This is a genomic window from Limnothrix sp. CMB-01 (assembly GCF_055193175.1).
Genome location: NZ_CM143720.1, coordinates 4475879 through 4495398, shown reverse-complemented (window position 1 = coordinate 4495398; position 19520 = coordinate 4475879). Strand labels below are relative to the sequence as shown.

16 protein-coding genes are annotated in these 19520 nt (G+C 52.9%); 6 read left to right on the top strand and 10 right to left on the bottom strand.

What is annotated here, in order from left to right; translation table 11 throughout:
- Window positions 1-140 precede the first annotated feature (140 nt).
- The 4 genes from ACZA91_RS18565 to ACZA91_RS18550 all read right to left on the bottom strand — a co-directional run bounded on the left by ACZA91_RS18565 (window position 141) and on the right by ACZA91_RS18550 (window position 2772).
- On the bottom strand, window positions 141-665 hold the full coding sequence (locus ACZA91_RS18565; protein ID WP_463183999.1) for a hypothetical protein: 525 nt from the start codon (window positions 663-665) through the stop codon (window positions 141-143).
- Window positions 666-1113: 448 nt separating this feature from the next.
- Window positions 1114-1686: a bifunctional adenosylcobinamide kinase/adenosylcobinamide-phosphate guanylyltransferase gene (gene cobU, locus ACZA91_RS18560; RefSeq protein ID WP_463183996.1), complete on the bottom strand. Its 573-nt coding sequence runs from the start codon at window positions 1684-1686 to the stop codon at window positions 1114-1116.
- Between the two features lie 113 nt (window positions 1687-1799).
- Entirely contained in the window at window positions 1800-2258 is a 459-nt protein-coding gene (locus ACZA91_RS18555; RefSeq protein WP_099533192.1) for a hypothetical protein, read from the bottom strand.
- Between the two features lie 109 nt (window positions 2259-2367).
- A complete protein-coding gene (locus tag ACZA91_RS18550) occupies window positions 2368-2772 on the bottom strand; it encodes an NIL domain-containing protein (RefSeq protein WP_099533193.1) in 405 nt (134 codons plus the stop codon).
- A gap of 558 nt (window positions 2773-3330) precedes the next feature.
- Here ACZA91_RS18550 and ACZA91_RS18545 point away from each other — a divergent pair.
- Entirely contained in the window at window positions 3331-3954 is a 624-nt protein-coding gene (locus tag ACZA91_RS18545) for a thioredoxin family protein (RefSeq protein WP_463183994.1), read from the top strand.
- 144 nt (window positions 3955-4098) lie between these two features.
- Complete coding sequence (locus ACZA91_RS18540; RefSeq protein ID WP_099533195.1) at window positions 4099-4620, top strand: SRPBCC family protein; 522 nt, start codon at window positions 4099-4101, stop codon at window positions 4618-4620.
- Window positions 4621-4803: 183 nt separating this feature from the next.
- Here ACZA91_RS18540 and ACZA91_RS18535 read toward each other — a convergent pair whose 3' ends face one another.
- Window positions 4804-4956, bottom strand: coding sequence for a hypothetical protein (locus ACZA91_RS18535; RefSeq protein ID WP_463183990.1), 153 nt, complete (start codon window positions 4954-4956; stop codon window positions 4804-4806).
- Window positions 4957-4985: 29 nt separating this feature from the next.
- On the opposite strand from ACZA91_RS18535, the gene ACZA91_RS18530 reads away from it, so the two are divergent.
- Entirely contained in the window at window positions 4986-5210 is a 225-nt protein-coding gene (locus ACZA91_RS18530; RefSeq protein WP_158234428.1) for a hypothetical protein, read from the top strand.
- 76 nt (window positions 5211-5286) lie between these two features.
- On the opposite strand, the gene lpxD is transcribed toward ACZA91_RS18530, so the two are convergent.
- Window positions 5287-6333: a UDP-3-O-(3-hydroxymyristoyl)glucosamine N-acyltransferase gene (gene lpxD / locus ACZA91_RS18525; protein ID WP_190355083.1), complete on the bottom strand. Its 1047-nt coding sequence runs from the start codon at window positions 6331-6333 to the stop codon at window positions 5287-5289.
- 268 nt (window positions 6334-6601) lie between these two features.
- The gene (locus ACZA91_RS18520) at window positions 6602-7807 is read right to left on the bottom strand and encodes a phosphoglycerate kinase (RefSeq protein WP_463183987.1); all 1206 of its coding nucleotides are present in this window, start codon (window positions 7805-7807) and stop codon (window positions 6602-6604) included.
- 86 nt (window positions 7808-7893) lie between these two features.
- Here ACZA91_RS18520 and ACZA91_RS18515 point away from each other — a divergent pair, with 86 nt between their 5' ends.
- Window positions 7894-8277: a universal stress protein gene (locus tag ACZA91_RS18515; protein ID WP_099533199.1), complete on the top strand. Its 384-nt coding sequence runs from the start codon at window positions 7894-7896 to the stop codon at window positions 8275-8277.
- A gap of 316 nt (window positions 8278-8593) precedes the next feature.
- A complete protein-coding gene (locus ACZA91_RS18510; protein WP_463183985.1) occupies window positions 8594-13906 on the top strand; it encodes a PAS domain-containing protein in 5313 nt (1770 codons plus the stop codon).
- A gap of 81 nt (window positions 13907-13987) precedes the next feature.
- On the opposite strand, the gene ACZA91_RS18505 is transcribed toward ACZA91_RS18510, so the two are convergent.
- Both ACZA91_RS18505 and ACZA91_RS18500 read right to left on the bottom strand, forming a co-directional pair.
- Complete coding sequence (locus ACZA91_RS18505) at window positions 13988-16738, bottom strand: tetratricopeptide repeat protein (protein ID WP_463183984.1); 2751 nt, start codon at window positions 16736-16738, stop codon at window positions 13988-13990.
- A gap of 143 nt (window positions 16739-16881) precedes the next feature.
- Window positions 16882-18180: a glycosyltransferase family 4 protein gene (locus ACZA91_RS18500; RefSeq protein ID WP_099533202.1), complete on the bottom strand. Its 1299-nt coding sequence runs from the start codon at window positions 18178-18180 to the stop codon at window positions 16882-16884.
- A 7-nt stretch (window positions 18181-18187) separates the two neighbouring features.
- Between ACZA91_RS18500 and ACZA91_RS18495 the strand changes: the two genes are divergently transcribed.
- Window positions 18188-18379 (top strand): hypothetical protein, encoded by a 192-nt coding sequence (locus tag ACZA91_RS18495; RefSeq protein ID WP_463183980.1) that lies wholly within the window; start codon window positions 18188-18190, stop codon window positions 18377-18379.
- Here ACZA91_RS18495 and ACZA91_RS18490 read toward each other — a convergent pair.
- Window positions 18376-19443: a Gfo/Idh/MocA family protein gene (locus ACZA91_RS18490; protein WP_463183978.1), complete on the bottom strand. Its 1068-nt coding sequence runs from the start codon at window positions 19441-19443 to the stop codon at window positions 18376-18378. The two genes, ACZA91_RS18495 and ACZA91_RS18490, sit on opposite strands and share 4 nt — an antisense overlap.
- Window positions 19444-19520 lie beyond the last annotated feature (77 nt).

Here is a 19520-nt window from a genome sequence, read left to right as displayed (position 1 = left end):
AACCCAGATAGCAACCAAACCCGGACAGCCCAGCCCGCCAGAAGCCCATTCCGCCCTTAAGACCAATGCCGATCGACCCGATCGATCGCCTAGTGATTAGCAGTCTCTGGTCAGAAGTCTGTGGCTCAGATCAACCCCTCCTAGGGCAGGGAATTTTCCGATCGCCCCCCATGCAAGCCGCCCCCATGCAAACTACAAGTATCTGACTCGCGAGCCTCGCCCCCGGTCGTTTCCTCGTTGGGCGGTGTGGGGATCAACTTTTGGCGAGACAGCCGTAGCCGAATTTGATCCAAATAATCCTGCACACAGACGGGCCCCCGTGGCGGTGGCCCATCATCGGGCCAAGAGGCCAAATCCTGACAGGGACAGGGCCCCGCTTCCAAGTAGCTGTCATTGATGGGATAGAGCAAACTACACCGCGCGCAGGGCAGCAAGCTCCAATGTCCCGACAATAAATCTTTCATGGAACAGACCGTGCCCGCCAGGTGATACATCTGGGGTTTTTCGAGAATTTGCCGCCAAAGTTGCTCAAATTCTGCGGAGTAAGCTTCACCGTCAATGGTGCGGCGAGTCCCGAGCAAGCGATCGTCGTGACCGCACACCACTTGCTTACCCAACTGCAACCAAAGAGCAAGATATTGTTTGACGCGTTCTTCAGGAGCCATTTTGGTGTGGAGTCCGGGGGCGAGGGCCAAAGGTTAAAGCACTGATGGCCAGGATTTGGGATTAGAGCTAGCTTCGCTAAACAAAACCAGGTTGAGAAACTTGACTAAAAATTAGTTCAAAACTGGCTTTAAAAAGCAAACTAAAACTCCAGATTGCGGGTTTATTTCCCAAGCGCCAGCTTCTGGATTAAGACAATAACTGGGAGACTGCCTAGGGAAATATCTGGAGGGTATTCGGAGAAACGTCTAAAGAAATAATTGGGGGAAACCTGAGTGAACAGCTCGCATGAAAACAGGTTAACCGAAAAGCTTGAATGGAAAATTGAGTTACTAACTATCCTGCTTTCGATCCTAAGCTAAGGTTAGAGGGGTCACCGACAAAGAATCTTGAGCTTAGATTAAAGTTTTGGACAATTTTTGGACAATATTTAAGGAAATTAAACAGTTTTTATCCAGTTGTTAAGGATTGACCGATCGCCCGTAAATTCACTGCAAAGCCCGCTGTGACCAGATAACAGGCATTGGATCGGCTGCCCAATTCCCGCACGAGTTTGCCGAGGCGATCGCGAAACAGGCGACCAGCGGGGAAGGCCGGAACCACACCCCAGCCCGTTTCTTCGGCCACAAAAATACACATGGCTGGCAAGGCCGCACAGGTGGCCAACAGCGCTGCACAGGTTTGTTGCCATTCGGGATCGGGGCGATCGAGCCAATTGGCCACCCAAGTCCCCAGTGAATCCACCAACAAACAACTATCGGCGGGCGCTTGGCCCAAGGCTGCGGCCAGCTCCAGCGGCACTTCCCAATTTTGCCAAGTTTCCGGGCGACGCTGGCGGTGTTGGGCCACACGATCGGCCCACTCTTGATCCTGGGGATCCAAGTACGAGGTGGCCACATAGATGACCGATCGCCCCGAGGCCGCGGCTAACCGTTCCGCCCACTCACTCTTGCCCGATCGCGCCGGCCCCGTCACCAGCACCACCCGTGACCATCCCGATTCTGAAGTCTGAGGCTGAGTCATGATGATGGGTTGCCCAATCGGGGCTACTTAAGGGGCTTTGCCCGGTTAATTGCCCGGTTAATTGCTCAATGAATTGCTCAACAAACTGCTCAATAAAGCATTCGGTGAATGAGCTACTCGCTGACCCGCGACATCAAAAACCAAGGGGCCAGCCCGATCGCGCTCCCAATGCCCACAGCACTGGCCGCCAACATTTGCCAAAACGATTGCCAGCGCGATCGGCCCGCCACCCGTAATTCCACCTTGGCCAAAAATTCCGCCGCCAACAACAGCATCACATCCGTTGTAATGTCCAACCGCGACAGCACAATCACCACGCCCATTGCTGCCAAAATTGCGCCCCCGAAAGACTTGGTGGCCGTTTGAAACCAAGAAAAACGCCCAAACTCTGGCCAAGGCAACTTAAGGGTAAACAGGGCCGCCAAAGCCACGGCCACCAACAAAGCCACTCCTGCCACCTCTACCAGCGAGGGGGGCCGGGGCACAGCCAGCAACGCCACCCAACTCAAGGCTAGGTAAACCAACGCCAGGATGAATAGCGATAGTCCGGTGTGGTTGTTGTATAAGCGCATGGAACCTTGTTTCCTCTTCAACTACAAGGTTTTGTCTGTAAAAAAGGCAATTTTCCGGGAAAATCAATGCGTAATTGAGAGGCTAATGAATTTTAGGAAATCGGAGAAGTTAAAAGCTAGTGGAAATGGCTTGAACCGGGCAGGTGGGAACACATTGCTCGCAAACTACACAGCGCGATCGAGCAAATTCTAGGCGGAAAGTTTCTGGGTGCAGCGACAACGCCCCCGTGGGACAAACGCCCGTGCAAAGACCGCAATGGACACAGCTTGCTTCATCGATCGAGATTTCTCGATTGGCAGAAGAAACATCAATATCGAGGGATTCCATCCACTCCATGGCCGCGTCCATTTGGTCAATGTCGCCAATGAGTTCAACGACTAATTTTCCAACGCGATCGGGGGCCACTTGCGCTCGAATGATGTTGGCAGCCACATTAAATTCTTTCGCCAATCGATAGGTGATTGGCATTTGCACCGCATGTTTCGGAAAGGTGAGTGTGACGCGCTTTTTCAAAACAAATCACCGCCAGCGAACGATCGGGGGAACCAGGGCAATCGGGTCAATTCAGATCAATTTAGGTTAATTCGGCTTAGTTCAAATTGGTTCAGATTAGTTCAGATCGATTCAGATCAATTAGGGAAAACCACAGCGCTCGGGCCGGCGGACAGGCCGATCGAGCCTTCACCGACCAATGCCCCCCTAAATCCTAAATAGCGAGCGGCCCATCCAGCGGCGATTCAACAAGCCTATGAAGACATGTAACGAAGTTGTTACAATCAAAATAGCCCTTGCAGAATACTGTTAACCCTAGAACACTGACCGAAGCGCCAATCACCGAAAGCGGTCGTGATTGGGGTTATGGGGGCGATCCCGTTGGTTTCGGAGTTGCGGGATTTGGGCGATCGGCCCAACCTGCGCCGAAAATTCTGGAGCACCAGCCACGGGGAACCAGAAACGAGTAACCAAAAAAGTTCGGGCCCGGTCGTCCTTGGCTCTTGAGGACTGTATCGCTAGCCTAGCACCAGAACTGAGCCGCCATTCCGCTTTGCCCTCTTGTTTTGCCATTCTGCCATGAGCCAGCTTTCTCCTGAACCGACTTCCCAGCCCTCAACCGTGATCCCCGGAGCTGCCGCGGCCGGTAGTCGTCTGCCAAATTTGGTGGTGGCCATTGTGGCGGCGTTGTTGGGGGTGGTGTTGTTTTTAGGGCTACGCACGGAACCCAACAGCAACATTCTGGAACGGCTGGCACGTGATTCTGTGCCGTTGGATCAGGCGATCGTCAATGGCAAGCCGACGGTGCTGGAGTTCTATGCAGATTGGTGTACCAGTTGCCAGGCCATGGCGAATGATTTGCGGGAGTTGAAGCAGGACTATGGCGATCGGGTCAATTTCTCGATGCTGAATGTGGACAACACCAAATGGCTACCCGAAATTCTGAGCTATCGAGTGGATGGGATTCCGCACTTTGTCTTTTTGAATGCCCAGGGTCAGGAGTTGGCCCAGGCGATCGGGGAGCAGCCGAAATCAATCATGGCGGCGAATTTGGCGGCCTTGGCTGACGGAACCGCCATCTTGCCCTATGCGAAGGTAAACGAAGGTCAAACCTCTGAGTTTGATGCTCCGTTGTCTGGAGATGGGGCCCAAAAATCGGCGGCAACGGATCCTCGCAGTCATGGTGCGTCAGTTGCCAATTAGGACAGGGTAACCGGCCGTGAATGTCGGGAATGCTCAACAGTCCCTAAAACCACCAGTTTAGAAGTCTCTAAAAAACCTCTAGCAACTTCTAGAAATACGGCTAGAACTACAGCCGTCCATTTTCACTTTTCCTTGGCCCCTGGCATGTCCTCCCGTCTTTTTACAACTCGAACTCAACTGGCTCGCGGCCAAGGTAAATCGGTTGTGCCGCGAGTTTATGAACAGTCGATCGCGATTCAGGCCAGTGCCACGGCGGTGGAGTGGTGCTTCACCGATCGCGAGCTGATGCATCGGTGGCTGAACCCAGCCCTGCGCTGTGATCCCGTGGGCGATCGCTGGGGAACCGATTTGGGCGATCGCACCCGATTTGTGTTGCAAATTCCCCTGTTGGAACCGGCGCTGCAATGCACGGTGGCGGAGCGATCGCCTGGCAAAATTGTTTGGGCTTTTTCTGGCTTTTTTGTGGGGCGCGACTCTTGGGAATGCATTCCCGATGGATCCGGCACTCAGTTAATCAATCGGTTTGAGTTTGTGATCCCCAATCCCCTTGTTCGCTGGGGGTTCGATCGGGTGGCGGCCGGCTGGGTGCAAGGCGACATGCAAGCCCAGCTCCGTCGTCTGAAGCGCGTGGCCGAGGAAGTCTACCACCTGCGATCGGGGCGATAGCACTGTCCTACGTAAAATTACGTAACCAAAATAGAACATTGTCCGGAAATCGCCGTCAAGCTCTCTAAAAGACAGTAGAGTTCAGAAGGATAGCCTCTTTTCCTGTGGCTTTTTCAGGTGGGCTTTCCTTCGTTCTGGTTTTTTCTTGGATGAGCACCATGGTCGATTCATTTTGCCATGGGTTCATTCACCGACTTTTTTGATTTCTGGATTGATTTCTGGATGAATTCCTGGATGAATTCCTGAGTTGATTCCTGGATGAATTTCTAGATAAATTCCTGGATTGGTTTCCATGGAGTCGGTGAAAATACCAGTTCCTCGCCACAGATCTGCCACCGAACTGCTACGTTGTCGGAGGGTTTGGTATGTCTAGAGCATCTTCAATGCACCTTGCTCCCCAGGAGCTAACATCCATCGAGCAGGATGTTTTACGTGTTATTCAACAGTGCGATCGCAAGGGTTTTGCAGCCACGTTGGATTTGATTCAAGTGAACACGGGCTATGCGCTGGACGCGATCGAGCGGGCCGTTGAACATTTGATTCAAAGCCGTCTAATTCGTCCTCTAAATACGGAAGCTTGGGGTGATTGATTGTGGGCCGGCGGAATAGGAAATTTCACTGAAGAAATTTCACTGAAGACTGCTCCCAATCATCTAGCCTTTCCCTCTAGTCCTTGAGGCCCAGGTGAGATTGAATCTGTCGCAGCAGCTTGTGCATTTCGGGCAAGCGGCGATAGATGGCAGAAGTTTTGAGCCATTGACTGTTGGAAATGGCTGGGTAGCCGGAGACAATCTCACCGGCCGGTACGTCACTGTGCAAACCGGACTTGGAGGAGGCGATCGCCCGATCGCCCATTTTGACGTTGTTGGCCACGCCCACTTGCCCGGCCAGAATCACCCCTTTGCCCAACTCCACGCCCCCCGCCAAGCCTGCTTGGGCCGCGATCGCGCAGCCTTCCCCCAGTTGGCAGCCATGGCCAATGTGAACCATGTTGTCAAGCTTTGTGCCCCGGCCAATGCGGGTTTCGCCCATAGCTGGCCGATCGATCGTGCTGTTGACTCCCACATCCACGCCGTCTTCGAGCACAACGCGCCCGGTTTGATCCAGCTTTTGCCAGCCTTGGGCCGTGGGCACAAAGCCAAATCCTTCATCGCCAATGACTGCGCCACTGTGGATGATGCAATGTTGCCCAATGATCGATCGCTCGTGGATGGTGCAGTTGGCATGGAGCCAGGAATCGGCCCCGATCGACGCGCCCCCATAAATCACCACGTTGGCCATCAGGCAAACCCGATCCCCGATCGTCACCCCCTCATAAATCGCCACATGGGGCCCGATCGACACTTCCTGACCCAGTTGCACAGTCGGATCAATCCAGGCGCTGGGGTGAATCCCCGGCTTGGGTTTAAAGGGTTGATAGAACAGCCGCACCGCCACGGCAAATAGCATTTTGGGATCTTGCACCGCCACCCAGGCCAACCCCAGCTCGCGAGCTTGGCTAATTAGCTCAGGACGGTTGGGCAAAATCACGGCGGCTCGGGTGCTTTCCAAGCAGTCCGCAAATTTATCGCCTTCCAAATAGGTCAACTGACCGCCCTGGGCCTGGGCGATCGGGGCGATCGTTGTCAGCTCAGGATCATCCGCCAAGGAAAATTGATCGAAGGGGCGATCGCTCAGCTTTTCTAACTGCTTTAATAATTCGCTAAATTTCATGGCTCAAACTTAACGGCTTAAATCTATTCAAACTTAAGTTATTCAGACTCAAGTTATTCAAACTCAAGAGTCATTCCAAAAACCCCAAGCAGGAAAGCGGAAACCCGGTTGGGGACGCACCGTCGTGCGCCCCCGCAGGAGGATTGCAACGATGGTGTGCCCCCGCATTCCATATGAGGATTGCAAGGCAAGGGGCTTAAGCCCCTTGTCCCTGCGATCTTCAGGGATTCCCGCAATCTTCAGCGGTTAATGGATCCTAGCCTGAGACTTAGGCTTCATCCAATGCCGCAATCCCAGGCAGCACTTTGCCTTCCAGCAACTCCAAGCTTGCACCGCCACCGGTCGAAATGTGGCTCATTTGGTCAGCCACACCCACCTTTTCCACCGCTGCCACCGAGTCGCCACCACCAATAATCGTGGTCACGCCCTTCGGAGTCAGGGTCGCCAAGGTTTCCGCGATCGCCTTGGTGCCAGCCGCGAACTTGTCGAACTCGAACACGCCCATGGGCCCGTTCCAAATCACCGATTGGCAGGTTTCCAGCGCCTTTTGGAACGCCGCCACCGAGTCGGGGCCAATGTCCAGACCCATCCAGCCATCGGGGATTGCATCCACGCTGACGGTTTGGCTGTTGGCATCGGGCGCAAAGTTATCGGCCAACACCACATCGGTCGGCAACAACAGTTCCACGCCCTTGTCCTTGGCCTTCGCTTCCAGAGCGGAGGCCAGATCCAGCTTGTCATCTTCCACCAACGACTTGCCCACGGACAAGCCGCGTGCTTTGTAGAAGGTGAAGATCATGCCACCGCCGATGAACAGCTTATCCACCTTGTCCAGCAGGGTTTCGATCACGGTGATTTTGCTCGACACCTTCGAGCCACCCACAATTGCCGCCAGAGGACGCTTGGGGCTTTCGATCGCCGCTTGCAGGTATTGCAGTTCCTTTTCGATCAGGTAACCCGCAACGGAGGGGCTGAGGAACTTGGTCACGCCTTCGGTGGAGGCATGGGCCCGGTGAGCCGTACCGAACGCATCGTTCACGTACAAATCAGCCAGCGAAGCCAGCTTCTTCGAGAACTCAGGATCGTTTGCTTCCTCTTCCGCGTAGAACCGCACGTTTTCCAGCAGCACCACATCGCCATCGTTCATGGCTGCAACCGTTGCTGCTGCCTCGTCGCCAATGCAGTCGTCGGTTTTAACTACCGGTTTGCCCAGCAGTTCCGACAGGCGCACGGCCACAGGCGTGAGACGCATCGAATCAACAACCTTACCCTTAGGACGGCCGAAGTGGCTGGCCAGGATGACCTTCGCGCCTTTGCCGGTCAGGTCTTGGATTGTGGGCAGGGCGGCCCGAACCCGGGTGTCGTCGGTGATTTTGCCAGCATCGTCGAGAGGTACGTTGAAATCAACGCGCACAAGGACGCGCTTGCCAGCTACATCAGCCGCCGACAAATTTGCTACAGTTTTCTTTGACACGATAAAAACCTCCTTTCAATGCGTCTCGCGGAAATTCGCGCGGGAGTTTTCGCGGAAGTTCACGCGGTGAATATTTTCCCCTAAAGATGTTCGAGACGATTCTTTTTCCGATCGATCGATCGCCCGAATCTCGTGAGGCGGCCGAAACCGTTGCCCAACTGGCGCAACTGCACAACAGTCGATTAGTCATTCTGTCGGTCGTTCCCGGCCCCGATGAAGGGGCCATTGAAGCGGCTGAAACCCTCCTCAGCCGGGCTAAAGCCATGTTTGCTGAGCGGGGCCTCGAAGCCGAAGTGATTGAGCGCGAGGGAATGCCTGCGTTCACCATCTGTGATGTGGCCGATGAAGTGGAAGCCAGCCTGGTCGTCATGGGCAGCCGGGGCATGGGTCTAACCACCGAAGGAGCCGCCGAAAGCACTGCCCATCGCGTCATTGACTTGTCTCCCTGTCCGGTGTTGATCGTTCCTTAGCACCAGGGATTCGTAAAACAGCAAAGCCAACACCAGCCAAAATCAAAACTAAAACAAGCTTGTCTGAAGCCTTGGACTGGAGTAATTCTGCCAGGGAAAGTCAGTTTCTAAAGGAGTTCCCGTGCATTTACGCCGGAGCGCGGCAGGCTTCATACATTGCTAAATTAGGGCGCTTTCCTTGCTAAAAAGGAGGGCGCTTTTGCTTGTTATCAGAGTTATGGTGGGATTAATTCCTGCAAAAGCTGGTTAGACCCATGCGACATTTCCCGGGACACCAGCACCCCCCTTCTAACTCTGGGTCTTATTTTGGGTACTTATGAATTTCGGGTCTCTACAGCAGGTCAGTTTTCCCGGGTATCTGAAAAGGCTGGCTCGGCGAATTGCAACACATAAACTTCCCCTCAATTACGTCATTACGGTTCCCTTTGTGCTGCAAGTGGGAATCGTGGTGGGCTTGGTGGGATATTTGTCCTATCGCAGTGGCAGCGATGCTGTTGAATCTTTGGTCGATCGACTGCTAGACAATAAAGCAAACCAAGTTCAGCAGGATTTAGATCATTACCTATCGATTCCTAAAATCACAACTCAAAACAATGCTTTTTTGATTCGCAAAGGTCACTTGAATAGCCTAGATTTAGACGAGCTTGAGTCATTTTTTATTGAACAGCTTAAGCTATTTCCTAAACTAAGCACTTTAGCCCTGTCTAATGAAGCGGGCGATTTTCTAGCCGTTGAGCGTCCGGATCCAAACGCGCTGATTATTCGTCGGTTGCAAGCTGCCTCACCCGATCAATCACTCCTTCGCTATTGGGCAAATCGTCAGGGTCAGCAGCGCGTTTTGCTCGAAGTTCGCCGTGATTATTATCCCCATCGCGATCCACCCCACGATCCTTGGTACTTGAAGGCTCAGCGCAACCCTGCTGGTCTTTGGACGATGGGAATTAGTCTATCGAAGGGCAAGCAAAATCCCATCTTGCACTTGATTCGGACTGTGCCTTTTTATGACCAGTCGGGTCGGTTTCAAGGAGTTTTAGGAGCGAGTTTTTACTTACAGCAATTTGGAGACTTCCTCCAGTCCATTAACACCAATGGTCAGGGGCAAATTTTTGTAATGGAACCCAACGGGCTGTTGGTGGCCAGCTCTGCCAATGAATTACCCTTTGATGCCAGTCCTCGAAAAATATTAGCCCAAAATACTCAACACCATAATCGGCGATTGGATGCCACTCAAAGCAAGGATAGTTTAATTTCAAAAACGGCACAAATTATTAGAAACAACAAAATTAATCTAGAACAAATTCAAACAAAGCTTAAGCTAACAATTCAAATTCAAGATCAAAACTATTTTGTACAAATTATTCCTATCCGAGGCGAGCTGAACTGGTTCACGGTGATTGTGCTGCCCCAGTCGGCATTTATGGATCAAATCCATAGCAATATTTACCGCACAATCTTGCTTTGCCTGTTGGCTTTGTTGGGAGCAGTAGCCACAGGAATTTGGACTGGCTATCGGATTAGTCGATCGCTCCAATGGTTGCGAGTGGCGACCAAGGCTCTCAACCATGATCACCACACCCAAGAATTACAGCCAATTGAAAATGTCCAGATTTTGGAATTTGATCTGCTCAATCTTTCCATTCAAAAAGTTCTGAAAGCACTGAAAAAATCTCGACAAGCTCAGGCAGATTATGAAAAAATCCTGCAATTAAAGGTTGAAGAGAAAACCGCCGCCTTACAAAAAAGCCAAGCCCGTCTTTTAGAAGCCCAAAGAATTGCCCGTGTGGGCCATTGGGAGTTGAATATGGCCAAGCGGGCGATCGTTTGGTCACCGGAAATTTATCGAATTTGTGAATTTGACAAACCCACCAAGGGTTTAAAAGCTCAGCAATTAATCAACCTCATTCATCCGGCCTATCGAGAACGATTTCAGCAAGATGTCATTGATTCAGTGATTGCTCATCGGGCTTTTGATGCTGATTTACGAATCATCACGGCTAAGGGCAATTCCCGTTACATTCAAGTTAAAGGCAAGCCGATCCTGAATGCACAGCAAGAAATTATTCAAGTTACCGGAATCATTGCAGATATTACAGAGCGCAAGCAGCTAGAGCGGGCTCTCAAAACATCGGAGGCCCAAGCCAAGGACATTTTAAACAGCGCGATCGCGGGAATCGTGAGTCTGCGTTTTTTTAAGAATCACACCTGGAAAATTGATCGCGTTTCTGCCGGTTGCGAAACCTTATTTGGCTATACCTGCGAAGAGCTATTAGCTAATCAAAATCTTTGGATACAAGATATTGAGCCGGAAGATTTGCAAAACATTCAAGATCAAATTATTGAAGATATTCTTCATGAAAGAACGGGAACCTATGAATATCGAATTCGTGATCACCAAAGGAGGATTCGGTGGATTTCTCAAACAAATAATGCCGTTTGGGATTTGTTAGGAGATTGTTGGCACGTGACAATTACCGCCATTGATGTCACTGATCGCAAGCTAACAGAGGTTGCCCTGAAGCAAAGTGAATCAAAATTTCTTGATATTTCCGATTCTTCACCGGCTAATATCTATATTTTGGTGCGTCGCCTGGATGGTTCCTTTTATTTTGAGCACATCAGTCGGGCGGCTGAAACCATTCATGAAATTCCCGTGGCGACGATTCTTCAGGATGCCAATATTCTGCTCGATCGAATCTACCCCGATGACCAAGCAGCTTATAACCAAGCCGTTGAACGCAGCATTGAAAACTTACGACCCTTTGAGCATGAATGGCGCGTCATTAATCCATCGGGGAAGGTGAAATGGTTGCAGGGAAGTGCTAGCCCAAAACGGCGAGAAAATGGCGAAATTGCTTGGTATGGCGTTGCAATTGATATTACCGATCGCAAGATTGCTCAAGATGCCTTGAATGAAAGTGAAAGTCGGCTCGTGCGGCTTTCTAGTGTGTCTCCTGTGGTGATCTATTCCGTGGTGGAGGAACCGGGAAAACCGGTGGAGTATGAATATCTTAGCGCTGCTTTTGAGGAAATTCATGAAGTTCCTCTCAGTGCAGCGATCCAAAATCCCATGATTACTTTTAATCAAATTCACCCGGATGATCAAGAAAACTATATCCAGGCTGTGGAATGGTCCAGCCGAAATTTACAGAACTTCCGTCATGAATGGCGAATTATTACACCTTCTGGCAAGGTGAAGTGGTTGCAAGCCAATTCGCGCCCAGAGCTTCGTGGAAACCAAGAAATCGTTTGGCATGGGGTTGTTCAAGATATTACAGATCAAAAGGCGATCGCCAACGCCTTGGCTAAAACAACGGAAGAACTCGATCAATTCTTTTCGGTGGCACTGGATTTACTATGTATTGCGGATATTAGCGGGCGCTTCCAACGCTTGAATTTACAGTGGTCTAAAATTCTGGGCTATCCCTTAGAAGAATTGGAGGGATCGCGGTTTATGGACTATGTTCATCCCGATGATGTTGAAGAAACTATGCTGGCTTTGAATGAACTGGTTAATCAAAAGGAGCTTCATGGATTTGTGAACCGTTATCGTTGCCAAGACGGTTCCTATCGTTGGATTGAATGGCGCTCCGTGCCGGTTAACTCGGTGATCTATGCGGCAGCTCGCGACATTACCGATCGCAAGCTGGCCGAACTGCAACTTCAGGAAGCGAAGGATAAGGCTGAGGCAGCTAATCGGGCAAAAAGTCTATTTCTAGCAAATATGAGCCATGAACTCAGAACACCTTTAAATATTATTTTGGGGTTTTCGCAACTCATCAACCGCGATATTCATTTATCAGAAAGCCATCGCGAATATATGAATTTAATTCAGAATAGTGGCACTCATTTATTAATGCTCATTAATGATATTTTGGATCTTTCTAAAATTGAAGCGGGTCAATTCACCCTTGACGAAGAAGAGGTAGATCTTTATGAAATTCTCTATTCCTTGCAAATTGCCTTTCAACAACAGGCTCTTAAGCGAGAAAATCAACTCATTTTGGAAATTGGCGACAGAGTTCCTCGATATATTATTTTAGATTCCAAAAAACTGAAGCAAATCCTGTTTAACTTGGTTGGTAATGCGATTAAGTTCACCACCCAAGGATCGATCGCGATTCGAGTTGATTTAATTTCAACCCTAATTGTTAATACCTTTCAAGTCTATCCCTATCCATCTTTGGCAGAGGGGCGATCACCGGTTGATTCCAGTACTTGCGACCCAATGTTGGCCGAAAATCCAGATTTTAGGGCTGCAACGTTTCAGCAATGTCAAAACGAGTCCTATAAAGGGCAGTTTTGTAATCATGACTATCTTCAGTTTCAGGTGATCGATACGGGCGTAGGGATTGAATCTGAGGATTTAAAAGCGATTTTTGATGCTTTTTCCCAATCGGCAGCCGGTAAAAAAAGCTCGGAAGGCACTGGTTTAGGCCTAACAATTAGCCAACAGTTGGTGCAGTTAATGGGTGGAGTGTTGACGGTAGAAAGTGCCGTTGGTTTGGGGAGCACGTTCATGTTTACCTTGCCGCTGCGTACCGGCCGATCGCCTGGGAAAAAATCTGAACATCAGCCTTGGGGGCCGCCTCAAAACCAAACGACGATTGCTGAATCAGCTCGATCGCCCGCATCCTTCTGGGGCGATCGCCTGAATTCTAGAATGTTGTCTCCGTCAAGGTTGAATCACCGGGAATCGGGAACTGTGGCTGATTCTCTGGCGAACGATCGCCCAACAGAATCACCAACGATCGGTTTGGCAGCCATTCGATCGCGCTATCGCATTTTGGTTGTGGACGATCGCCCAGATAATCGCTTGTTGTTAGTGCAATTGTTGAGTCAATTGGGGTTTGTGGTGCAGGAAGCCATGGACGGGGCTGATGCGGTGCAGCGGTGGCAAGATTGGCATCCACATTTAATTTTGATGGATTTAAGAATGCCCGGTTGCGATGGTTATCAGGCAACTCAACAAATTCGGGCGTTGGAGTCTTCGCGATCGACGGTAATTTTAGCCATCACGGCCCAGGCGTTGGTGGAAGATCGAGATCAGGCGATCGCGGTCGGCTGTGATGACTATTTAAGCAAGCCGATTTCCGATCAAGTCCTGATCCAAAAACTGGACTATTACTGTCAGCAAGCCGATCACTCCTCGGATCCGCTGCATCAGGTCTCTAGGGATCGGTCTGATTTTTCATTGACAAAACCGGCTCATTCCCCGGAATTGGTTGCGCCCTTCAATGGTGCTTTGGATAGTCGAGAACCTCCAGATTCATTAGATCCACCAGATCTATTAGATCCATTGAATCAACTGCTAAATCAGCGGCCGGATCCCTTTTCCGACCATTTCATGGATTCCTTTCCCGATCAATTGGGCGATCGCGCTGACGCACTCTCAGGCCTTCGGCATCACCAGCGGGGCCAAGAATTGTTGGCCAAAATGCCCCGCGATTGGCTCATGCAGTTACAACATGCCGCAGCCCTTTGCGCTGAAGATTCCATGCGCGAATTACTCCAGACCATTCCCGAGGAACAGACCCCGTTGTCTGATTATTTGGGCCAACTGATTTACGATTTTGCCTTTGACAAAATCCATCAACTGGTTAGCCGCTGCCTGAATGCGCCTTTTGAGTAATGTTGAATAATGCGCCTTTTGAATGGCCAGAATTCAGAACAGCAAGCGGGCAGCGGAGCAAAAGAGCCGCAGCATAACCCCTTAAACTTGGCTAAATTCCGCCTTGCTGCGTAAATCTTGCAAAATTCCGTACATTTCCGCCGCAAAGCCCTTGGGGTTCCAAAGCGGGGCGGGATTGGCCGGATTTTTAGCCTGTTGCAACTTGTGGCGCACCGCATTGCACAACTCCCGATCGCGCCCTAAGCGCACCCCCCACTCAATATATTCATCCCAAGTCCAGGCCATGCCCTCCTGGTCGAGGCCCGCCGCCCGCATCAGGGAATAGCCCAAGCGAGAGAAGGACTGCTCGCCCACCCTGGTCACGATCGGTTGGTTGAAGTAAAGGGCTTCCAGGTTGTGGGTTGCGCCGCTGTAGGGATAGGAATCCAACAACACATCGGTGATTTGATACACGGCCCGGTGTTCTTCCTCGCTGGCGGTGCGGGGCAACATCCGCACCCGATTGGGGTTCACGCCTTGGCGACGGCATTCCTCGTGATAGAGACTCAGCATCAGTTCCAAATCCCCAATCCGCGATTTGAAGAACAAAATGCTATCGGGCACATAGCGCAGCACATGAACTTGGGCTTGCAGCATTTCCATGCTGACCTTTTGTCCCGTGGGCACGCTGAGGAAAATGGTTTGGTTGGGATCAATCCGGAACGCTTGGCGCTGTTTGGCCCGATCGGTCGGCACGCTCGGCAGATAGGACAGGGCCGCAAAGGAACCCGACATCCGTACTAGCTTTTCGATGTAATAGTGCTCAACACCAGCCGGGTGGGTGTTCCAGTCCACCAGGTTGTAGTTATCGGGGCAAATGTGGGGCGCGTCGTAGCCCAACCAGGTGAGGCAAACGGGCGCGGGCCGGTGGTAGAGCACTTCCGCGTGGGGCAGAATCGTGATCGAATCGAGGTCAAACAGAATATCGAGGTTGTCTTCCCGGGCCCGGCGAATGATAGTGGGGGCGTTGGCATCGGGGAATCCTTCCTCACCGGGCATGTAGAACTTTTCGGCCAAGCCTTCAAACACCTTGGTTCGATCGTCCTTGGGCATGTCGCCGGTAACGTAGAGGAACAGGTGCGGCGTATGTTCCTTAAGGGCGGTGAGGATTTCGCCGCTGCACCACCCCACGGAATGGCGGCGATAGTGGCGAGACATGAACCCAATTCGCAGCCGATCGGACGTGCGGGGCGATCGGGCCGTGGGCATGGCATACAGGGGGCTATTGGCGGCTTGGTGGTCTTTAAAGGCATTTTCCACCAGCTTGCGATAGGCTTCCGCCAGGGCGTTGGCCACCCTGGTGTTGGCCGCCACATCGTCCCGCAGGTGCGGCATATCAAACAGCACGTTCCCGTAAAGCTTCGTGATGTCAAAGGGAGAAAGCTGGTCAATGACCTGAACAAACTCACTTTCAATTTCCAGGAACCGCTGACGGGCCACATGGCCCAAGCCAATGAAACAAAAGGCTTTGGTCGAGATGATGCCCGCGAGAACGCGCTCCCGGGGGCTGCTGCCCGGTTCGTTGAAGGTGCGCCAACAGCGATCGGCCACTTGGCGGGCTTGGGGCAAATATCCCCAGAACAGCAAATGTTCCATCAAGTCCCAATGGGCATCCAAGTGCTTGCGATCGAAGTGAATCGCCCGCTCATACCATTCAAACCCTTCCGGGCGCTTGCCCATGCCGACCAGGGTTTGGGCAATTCGGATGTAGCCCTGAATCCCTTGCACTTTTGGATCCACCGCCAGGGCCTGCTGCCAGCACTGGATAGCCTCTTCCTTTTTGTCGGCCACTTCAAAGGCGCAACCCATGCTCCAGTAGGCTTGGGCCATTTGCGGATTGGCCTGAATAGCCCGCTGAAAACATTGGATCGCCTCGTCCGTTTGCCGCTTGCCAAGCAGAATGCTGCCCAAGTTTGACCAAGCTTCCGCGTAGTTGGGGTTCAACTGCACAGCGGTTTGGTAAGCATTGGCAGCTTCTTGATAGTTGCCGCGGCCGAGCATGATGTTGCCCAGCAGCTTGTGGGCTTCCGGGAAGGCATTTTGGATTGCGAGGGCTTCGGTCACCAGCTCATGGGCCGCGTCCAATTCGCCCCGATCGAACAGCAATGCCCCCAGCCGCTCCAACAACTGGGCAAAGGGAACCGCGCTCGCCATGGTGCGCAGGTCGGCTTCGCGTCCCAAATCACAGGTAGTTTGGCTGGCTTTGGGAGGAACGGGCTGGCCGGCGCGATCGGCCTGGATCACGGCGGCGGGAGCTTCAATGCCCCAGAGGGTTGGGCGCACGGCCAAACCCCGACGATAGTGTTGTTCAGCGCCAGCCAGGTCACCAATTTCCAGCAGCAGGTTGCCCGAGACCAACTCAATTTCGGCCACGCGATCGAAACTACCCGCCAAGTAATGCCACTGGGCATATTGGCTGTAGGCCGGCAACAGATCCGCCACCAAGGCCCGCAGGTTATCCAACACCTCCGGACTGTCGGGCTTGATCTTTTGGGCCTTGGTGTAATACTGAAGCGCCTGATCCCAACTGCCGATCGCATGGCAAATTAGCCCCGAGGTGTTCAACACCGCCGGATCATTGGGGGTGAGGGTGAGGGCTTTTTCCACATATTCCACCGCGATCGCCATTTCGCCCATCTGATAGGCGATCGCCCCGAACCAGTGCAGCGCCTCCGGGTGGTTGGGATGGTGCTCCAGGATTTTTTTGTAAATCAGGCCCGATTGTTCGAGCTGACCCGATCGCAGCAGTTGGATCGCCCGTGTAAGGGCCTGAGAAACAGCAGCATCATCCATGACAAAATCCAGGGCAGAGGGAGGCGAAGTTGGCAAAACGCGCAAGTTGGAGGGAAACAATTGGCCAGAATCACGACCGTTGATTAACCCCCGCCCGCTTGGGCCCTCCAGTGCTCAGCCCGGCTGACAGGGGTTGAAGATCCCTAGACCACCGTGGCCGGCTCGCGACTGGGTTCGTTGTAGTAATCCACCAAGGTACTGGCGGGAGGATATTGAATCGGCGGCAGGCGATCGGCCGCAAAATCCTTCAGGAACTGCACATGTCGCCAAAGGAGCGCTTGATGTGAATAGCGCTCTAGAACGGTGTTGCGGGCCGCTTGGCGAATGTGGGCCATCTGGGTCGGGTGCTCCAGCACTTCCGACACCCGATCGGCAATTTGCTTGGGCGAGAAGAAATCGGCTAACAGGCCGTTTTCCCCGTCGCGAATCACTTCTTGCACGGGCGCAGTGGCCGAACCCACCACCAAGCAACCGGCCGACATGGATTCAATCATCGACCAGGAGAGCACAAAGGGCCGCGTGAGGTAAATGTGAGCCTTCGAGGCTTGCAGTACCTTCAGGTACAGGCCATAGGGCAAGGAGCCAACGAAGTGGATCCGCGACAGATCCAGAGGCAACCGTTCCAACATCAGTTGCTTATAGGTTTTGCCATCGGGCAGGGCGCGGCCATAGCAAACCCGATCGCTCCCCACAATCACCACATGGCAGTTGGGGCGCTTCTCTTGCAGATAAACCAACGATTCCATGAACTCGGGGAAACCGCGATAGGGTTCCATGCCCCGGCCCACATAGGTAACGATTTCATCCACATGGGACAAGTCGAGATTCGGCAGCACGAGCTTGGCGTTCGGCTCGGGCACAAAGAAATCGGTGTCTACACCATCGTGCAGTACATGCAGTTTGGATTGGTATTCGGCGGGAAATTGCGATCGCTGCCAGGCCGTGGGGCAAATTCCCCGATCGCAGGTGTAGAGATCCTGCAAAATTGACGCATTTTTAATCCGAATTCGGGCCTGATCGTCCACGGACAAGGGTTCCGCCGGATCAAAATCCGCATCGGCTCCCTTGGATTTATAAAACCACTCGAAATAGCCCAAGAACTTGGTGTCCGGGAAGGCATCCTTCATGAACAGGGTGGATCCCCAACCGGAGTGGCCATAGACCACATCGGGCACAAATCCATTGGACTTCAGCGCGTCGGCCACCCGGAACATGGATTGCCCCTGAAGCACGGCGGCCTCGAAGGGGCGGATGTAGTGATGGGTTCCAGGGGCGGGGTCGCGACTGGGCTTGAACAATACTTTTTGAACGCCGGCAATTTGCCACTCGGGGTTTTCGTTTTTCGTGCCAAAAACCACTTGGTTTTCGGGATCGCGCCCGAGGGCCGCCGCGACGTGGCGAAACTGTGCGGGGAAGTTGGGATGCAAGAACAGAATTCGCATGATCGCCGTGGGTCGTCCTAAAAGTCGTCCTGAAATTCGATCGAGTCTCAGTGTCCCACCGAAGGGCCAAACGGGCAATGCGGATTTGCGCAAGTTGCCCCTTGACCTGGGGGCCAGCAGCCAGCGACTGGAACCCGCTGCCGGAATTGGGAGCACCGTTGGGAGCGCTGTTGGGATCGTTCGGTTGGGATCGCCTTAAGCAACCCAAACCAGTTCCCCTTGACGGGCTAACGATCGGGAAGCGGCCGCCAACAACCGCACCAGGGCCGTGCCGATGGAACCATCGGAGCGATCGAGCGGTGCGCCATCCAAAACGCCGGCCAGAAATTGATCGCAAACCTGCCCAAGGGGTTCACCGCTCGCCAACTCGATCGACTGCTCCGATTGGTTGCAAGGAAGCCATTGGCTGCCAGATTGTTCCAGGGATCCCGCCCACAGGGTCAGGGGCGATCGGGCGTTCATTTCATCAAAAACCAATGTGCCTCGGGTTCCGACCAGGGCCAAGCGCCGGGCCCGATCGGGATTGTGCCAAGCCAGATGGATCGTGGCGGTGAACTGCTCAGGGTAGTAAAGGGTGAGCCAAACCAAATCCGCCAAGCCCGCCGCAGGACTAGGGCGATCGGTCACCTCAAGCCCGGCTCCGCGCCCCCGTTGTAACCAGGTTTGCCCCTTGGCTTGCAGGGCGATCGGGGTTGACTGAAGCCAATGGTTAAAGATGGCAATGTCGTGAATGGCCAAGTCCCACAACGCATCCACATCCTGGCGCACGGGGCCCAGATGGGTGCGAGCCGCATAGCCATAGCGCCGATCGCCGATCGCGCCCGATTGCAGGGCTTTGGCCCCCGCTTCCACCGCCGGATGAAAAAGATAGGTATGGTCAACCATCAGCCGACGATCGACCCGTTGCGCCAAGGTACACAAATCCTCGCACTCAGCCACATCCAGGGTTAGGGGCTTTTCCACCAGCACATGCTTGCCCGCCAACAGCGCCGATCGCACCAGTTCAAAATGGCTGGCGGCCGGCGTGGCAATCACCACGGCCCCAATGTCCGGATTGCCCCAGATCGATCGGCGATCGCTGACCCGTTGCACCTCGGTCCAACCGGGATAGCTGGCAAATCGATCGCCCACGGCGGCTAGCAGGTCTGGATTGGTTTCCACCACGGCCTTCAGGTGCGATCGAGGATGCTCCAAAAAATTGCGAATGAGGTGTGTTCCCCACCGGCCCGCCCCAAATACCGCCAGTCCCAATCGATCGGTCATTGCCTTTAGCCCAAAAACGTCAACGAGGAATCTCAACCGAATCAGAGAATGTCTGAAAAGCCCAAATTGATACCCAG

What these genes read in the sequence shown, in the direction of transcription:
- ACZA91_RS18555 (WP_099533192.1), bottom strand. Translation starts at nt 2,258, where the DNA reads ATGCGCTTATACAACAACCACACCGGACTATCGCTATTCATCCTGGCG.
- ACZA91_RS18565 (WP_463183999.1), bottom strand. Translation starts at nt 665, where the DNA reads ATGGCTCCTGAAGAACGCGTCAAACAATATCTTGCTCTTTGGTTGCAG.
- ACZA91_RS18500 (WP_099533202.1), bottom strand. Translation starts at nt 18,180, where the DNA reads ATGCGAATTCTGTTCTTGCATCCCAACTTCCCCGCACAGTTTCGCCAC.
- ACZA91_RS18490 (WP_463183978.1), bottom strand. Translation starts at nt 19,443, where the DNA reads ATGACCGATCGATTGGGACTGGCGGTATTTGGGGCGGGCCGGTGGGGA.
- ACZA91_RS18510 (WP_463183985.1), top strand. Translation starts at nt 8,594, where the DNA reads ATGAATTTCGGGTCTCTACAGCAGGTCAGTTTTCCCGGGTATCTGAAA.
- ACZA91_RS18540 (WP_099533195.1), top strand. Translation starts at nt 4,099, where the DNA reads ATGTCCTCCCGTCTTTTTACAACTCGAACTCAACTGGCTCGCGGCCAA.
- cobU (WP_463183996.1), bottom strand. Translation starts at nt 1,686, where the DNA reads ATGACTCAGCCTCAGACTTCAGAATCGGGATGGTCACGGGTGGTGCTG.
- ACZA91_RS18545 (WP_463183994.1), top strand. Translation starts at nt 3,331, where the DNA reads ATGAGCCAGCTTTCTCCTGAACCGACTTCCCAGCCCTCAACCGTGATC.
- ACZA91_RS18530 (WP_158234428.1), top strand. Translation starts at nt 4,986, where the DNA reads ATGTCTAGAGCATCTTCAATGCACCTTGCTCCCCAGGAGCTAACATCC.
- lpxD (WP_190355083.1), bottom strand. Translation starts at nt 6,333, where the DNA reads ATGAAATTTAGCGAATTATTAAAGCAGTTAGAAAAGCTGAGCGATCGC.
- ACZA91_RS18515 (WP_099533199.1), top strand. Translation starts at nt 7,894, where the DNA reads ATGTTCGAGACGATTCTTTTTCCGATCGATCGATCGCCCGAATCTCGT.
- ACZA91_RS18505 (WP_463183984.1), bottom strand. Translation starts at nt 16,738, where the DNA reads ATGGATGATGCTGCTGTTTCTCAGGCCCTTACACGGGCGATCCAACTG.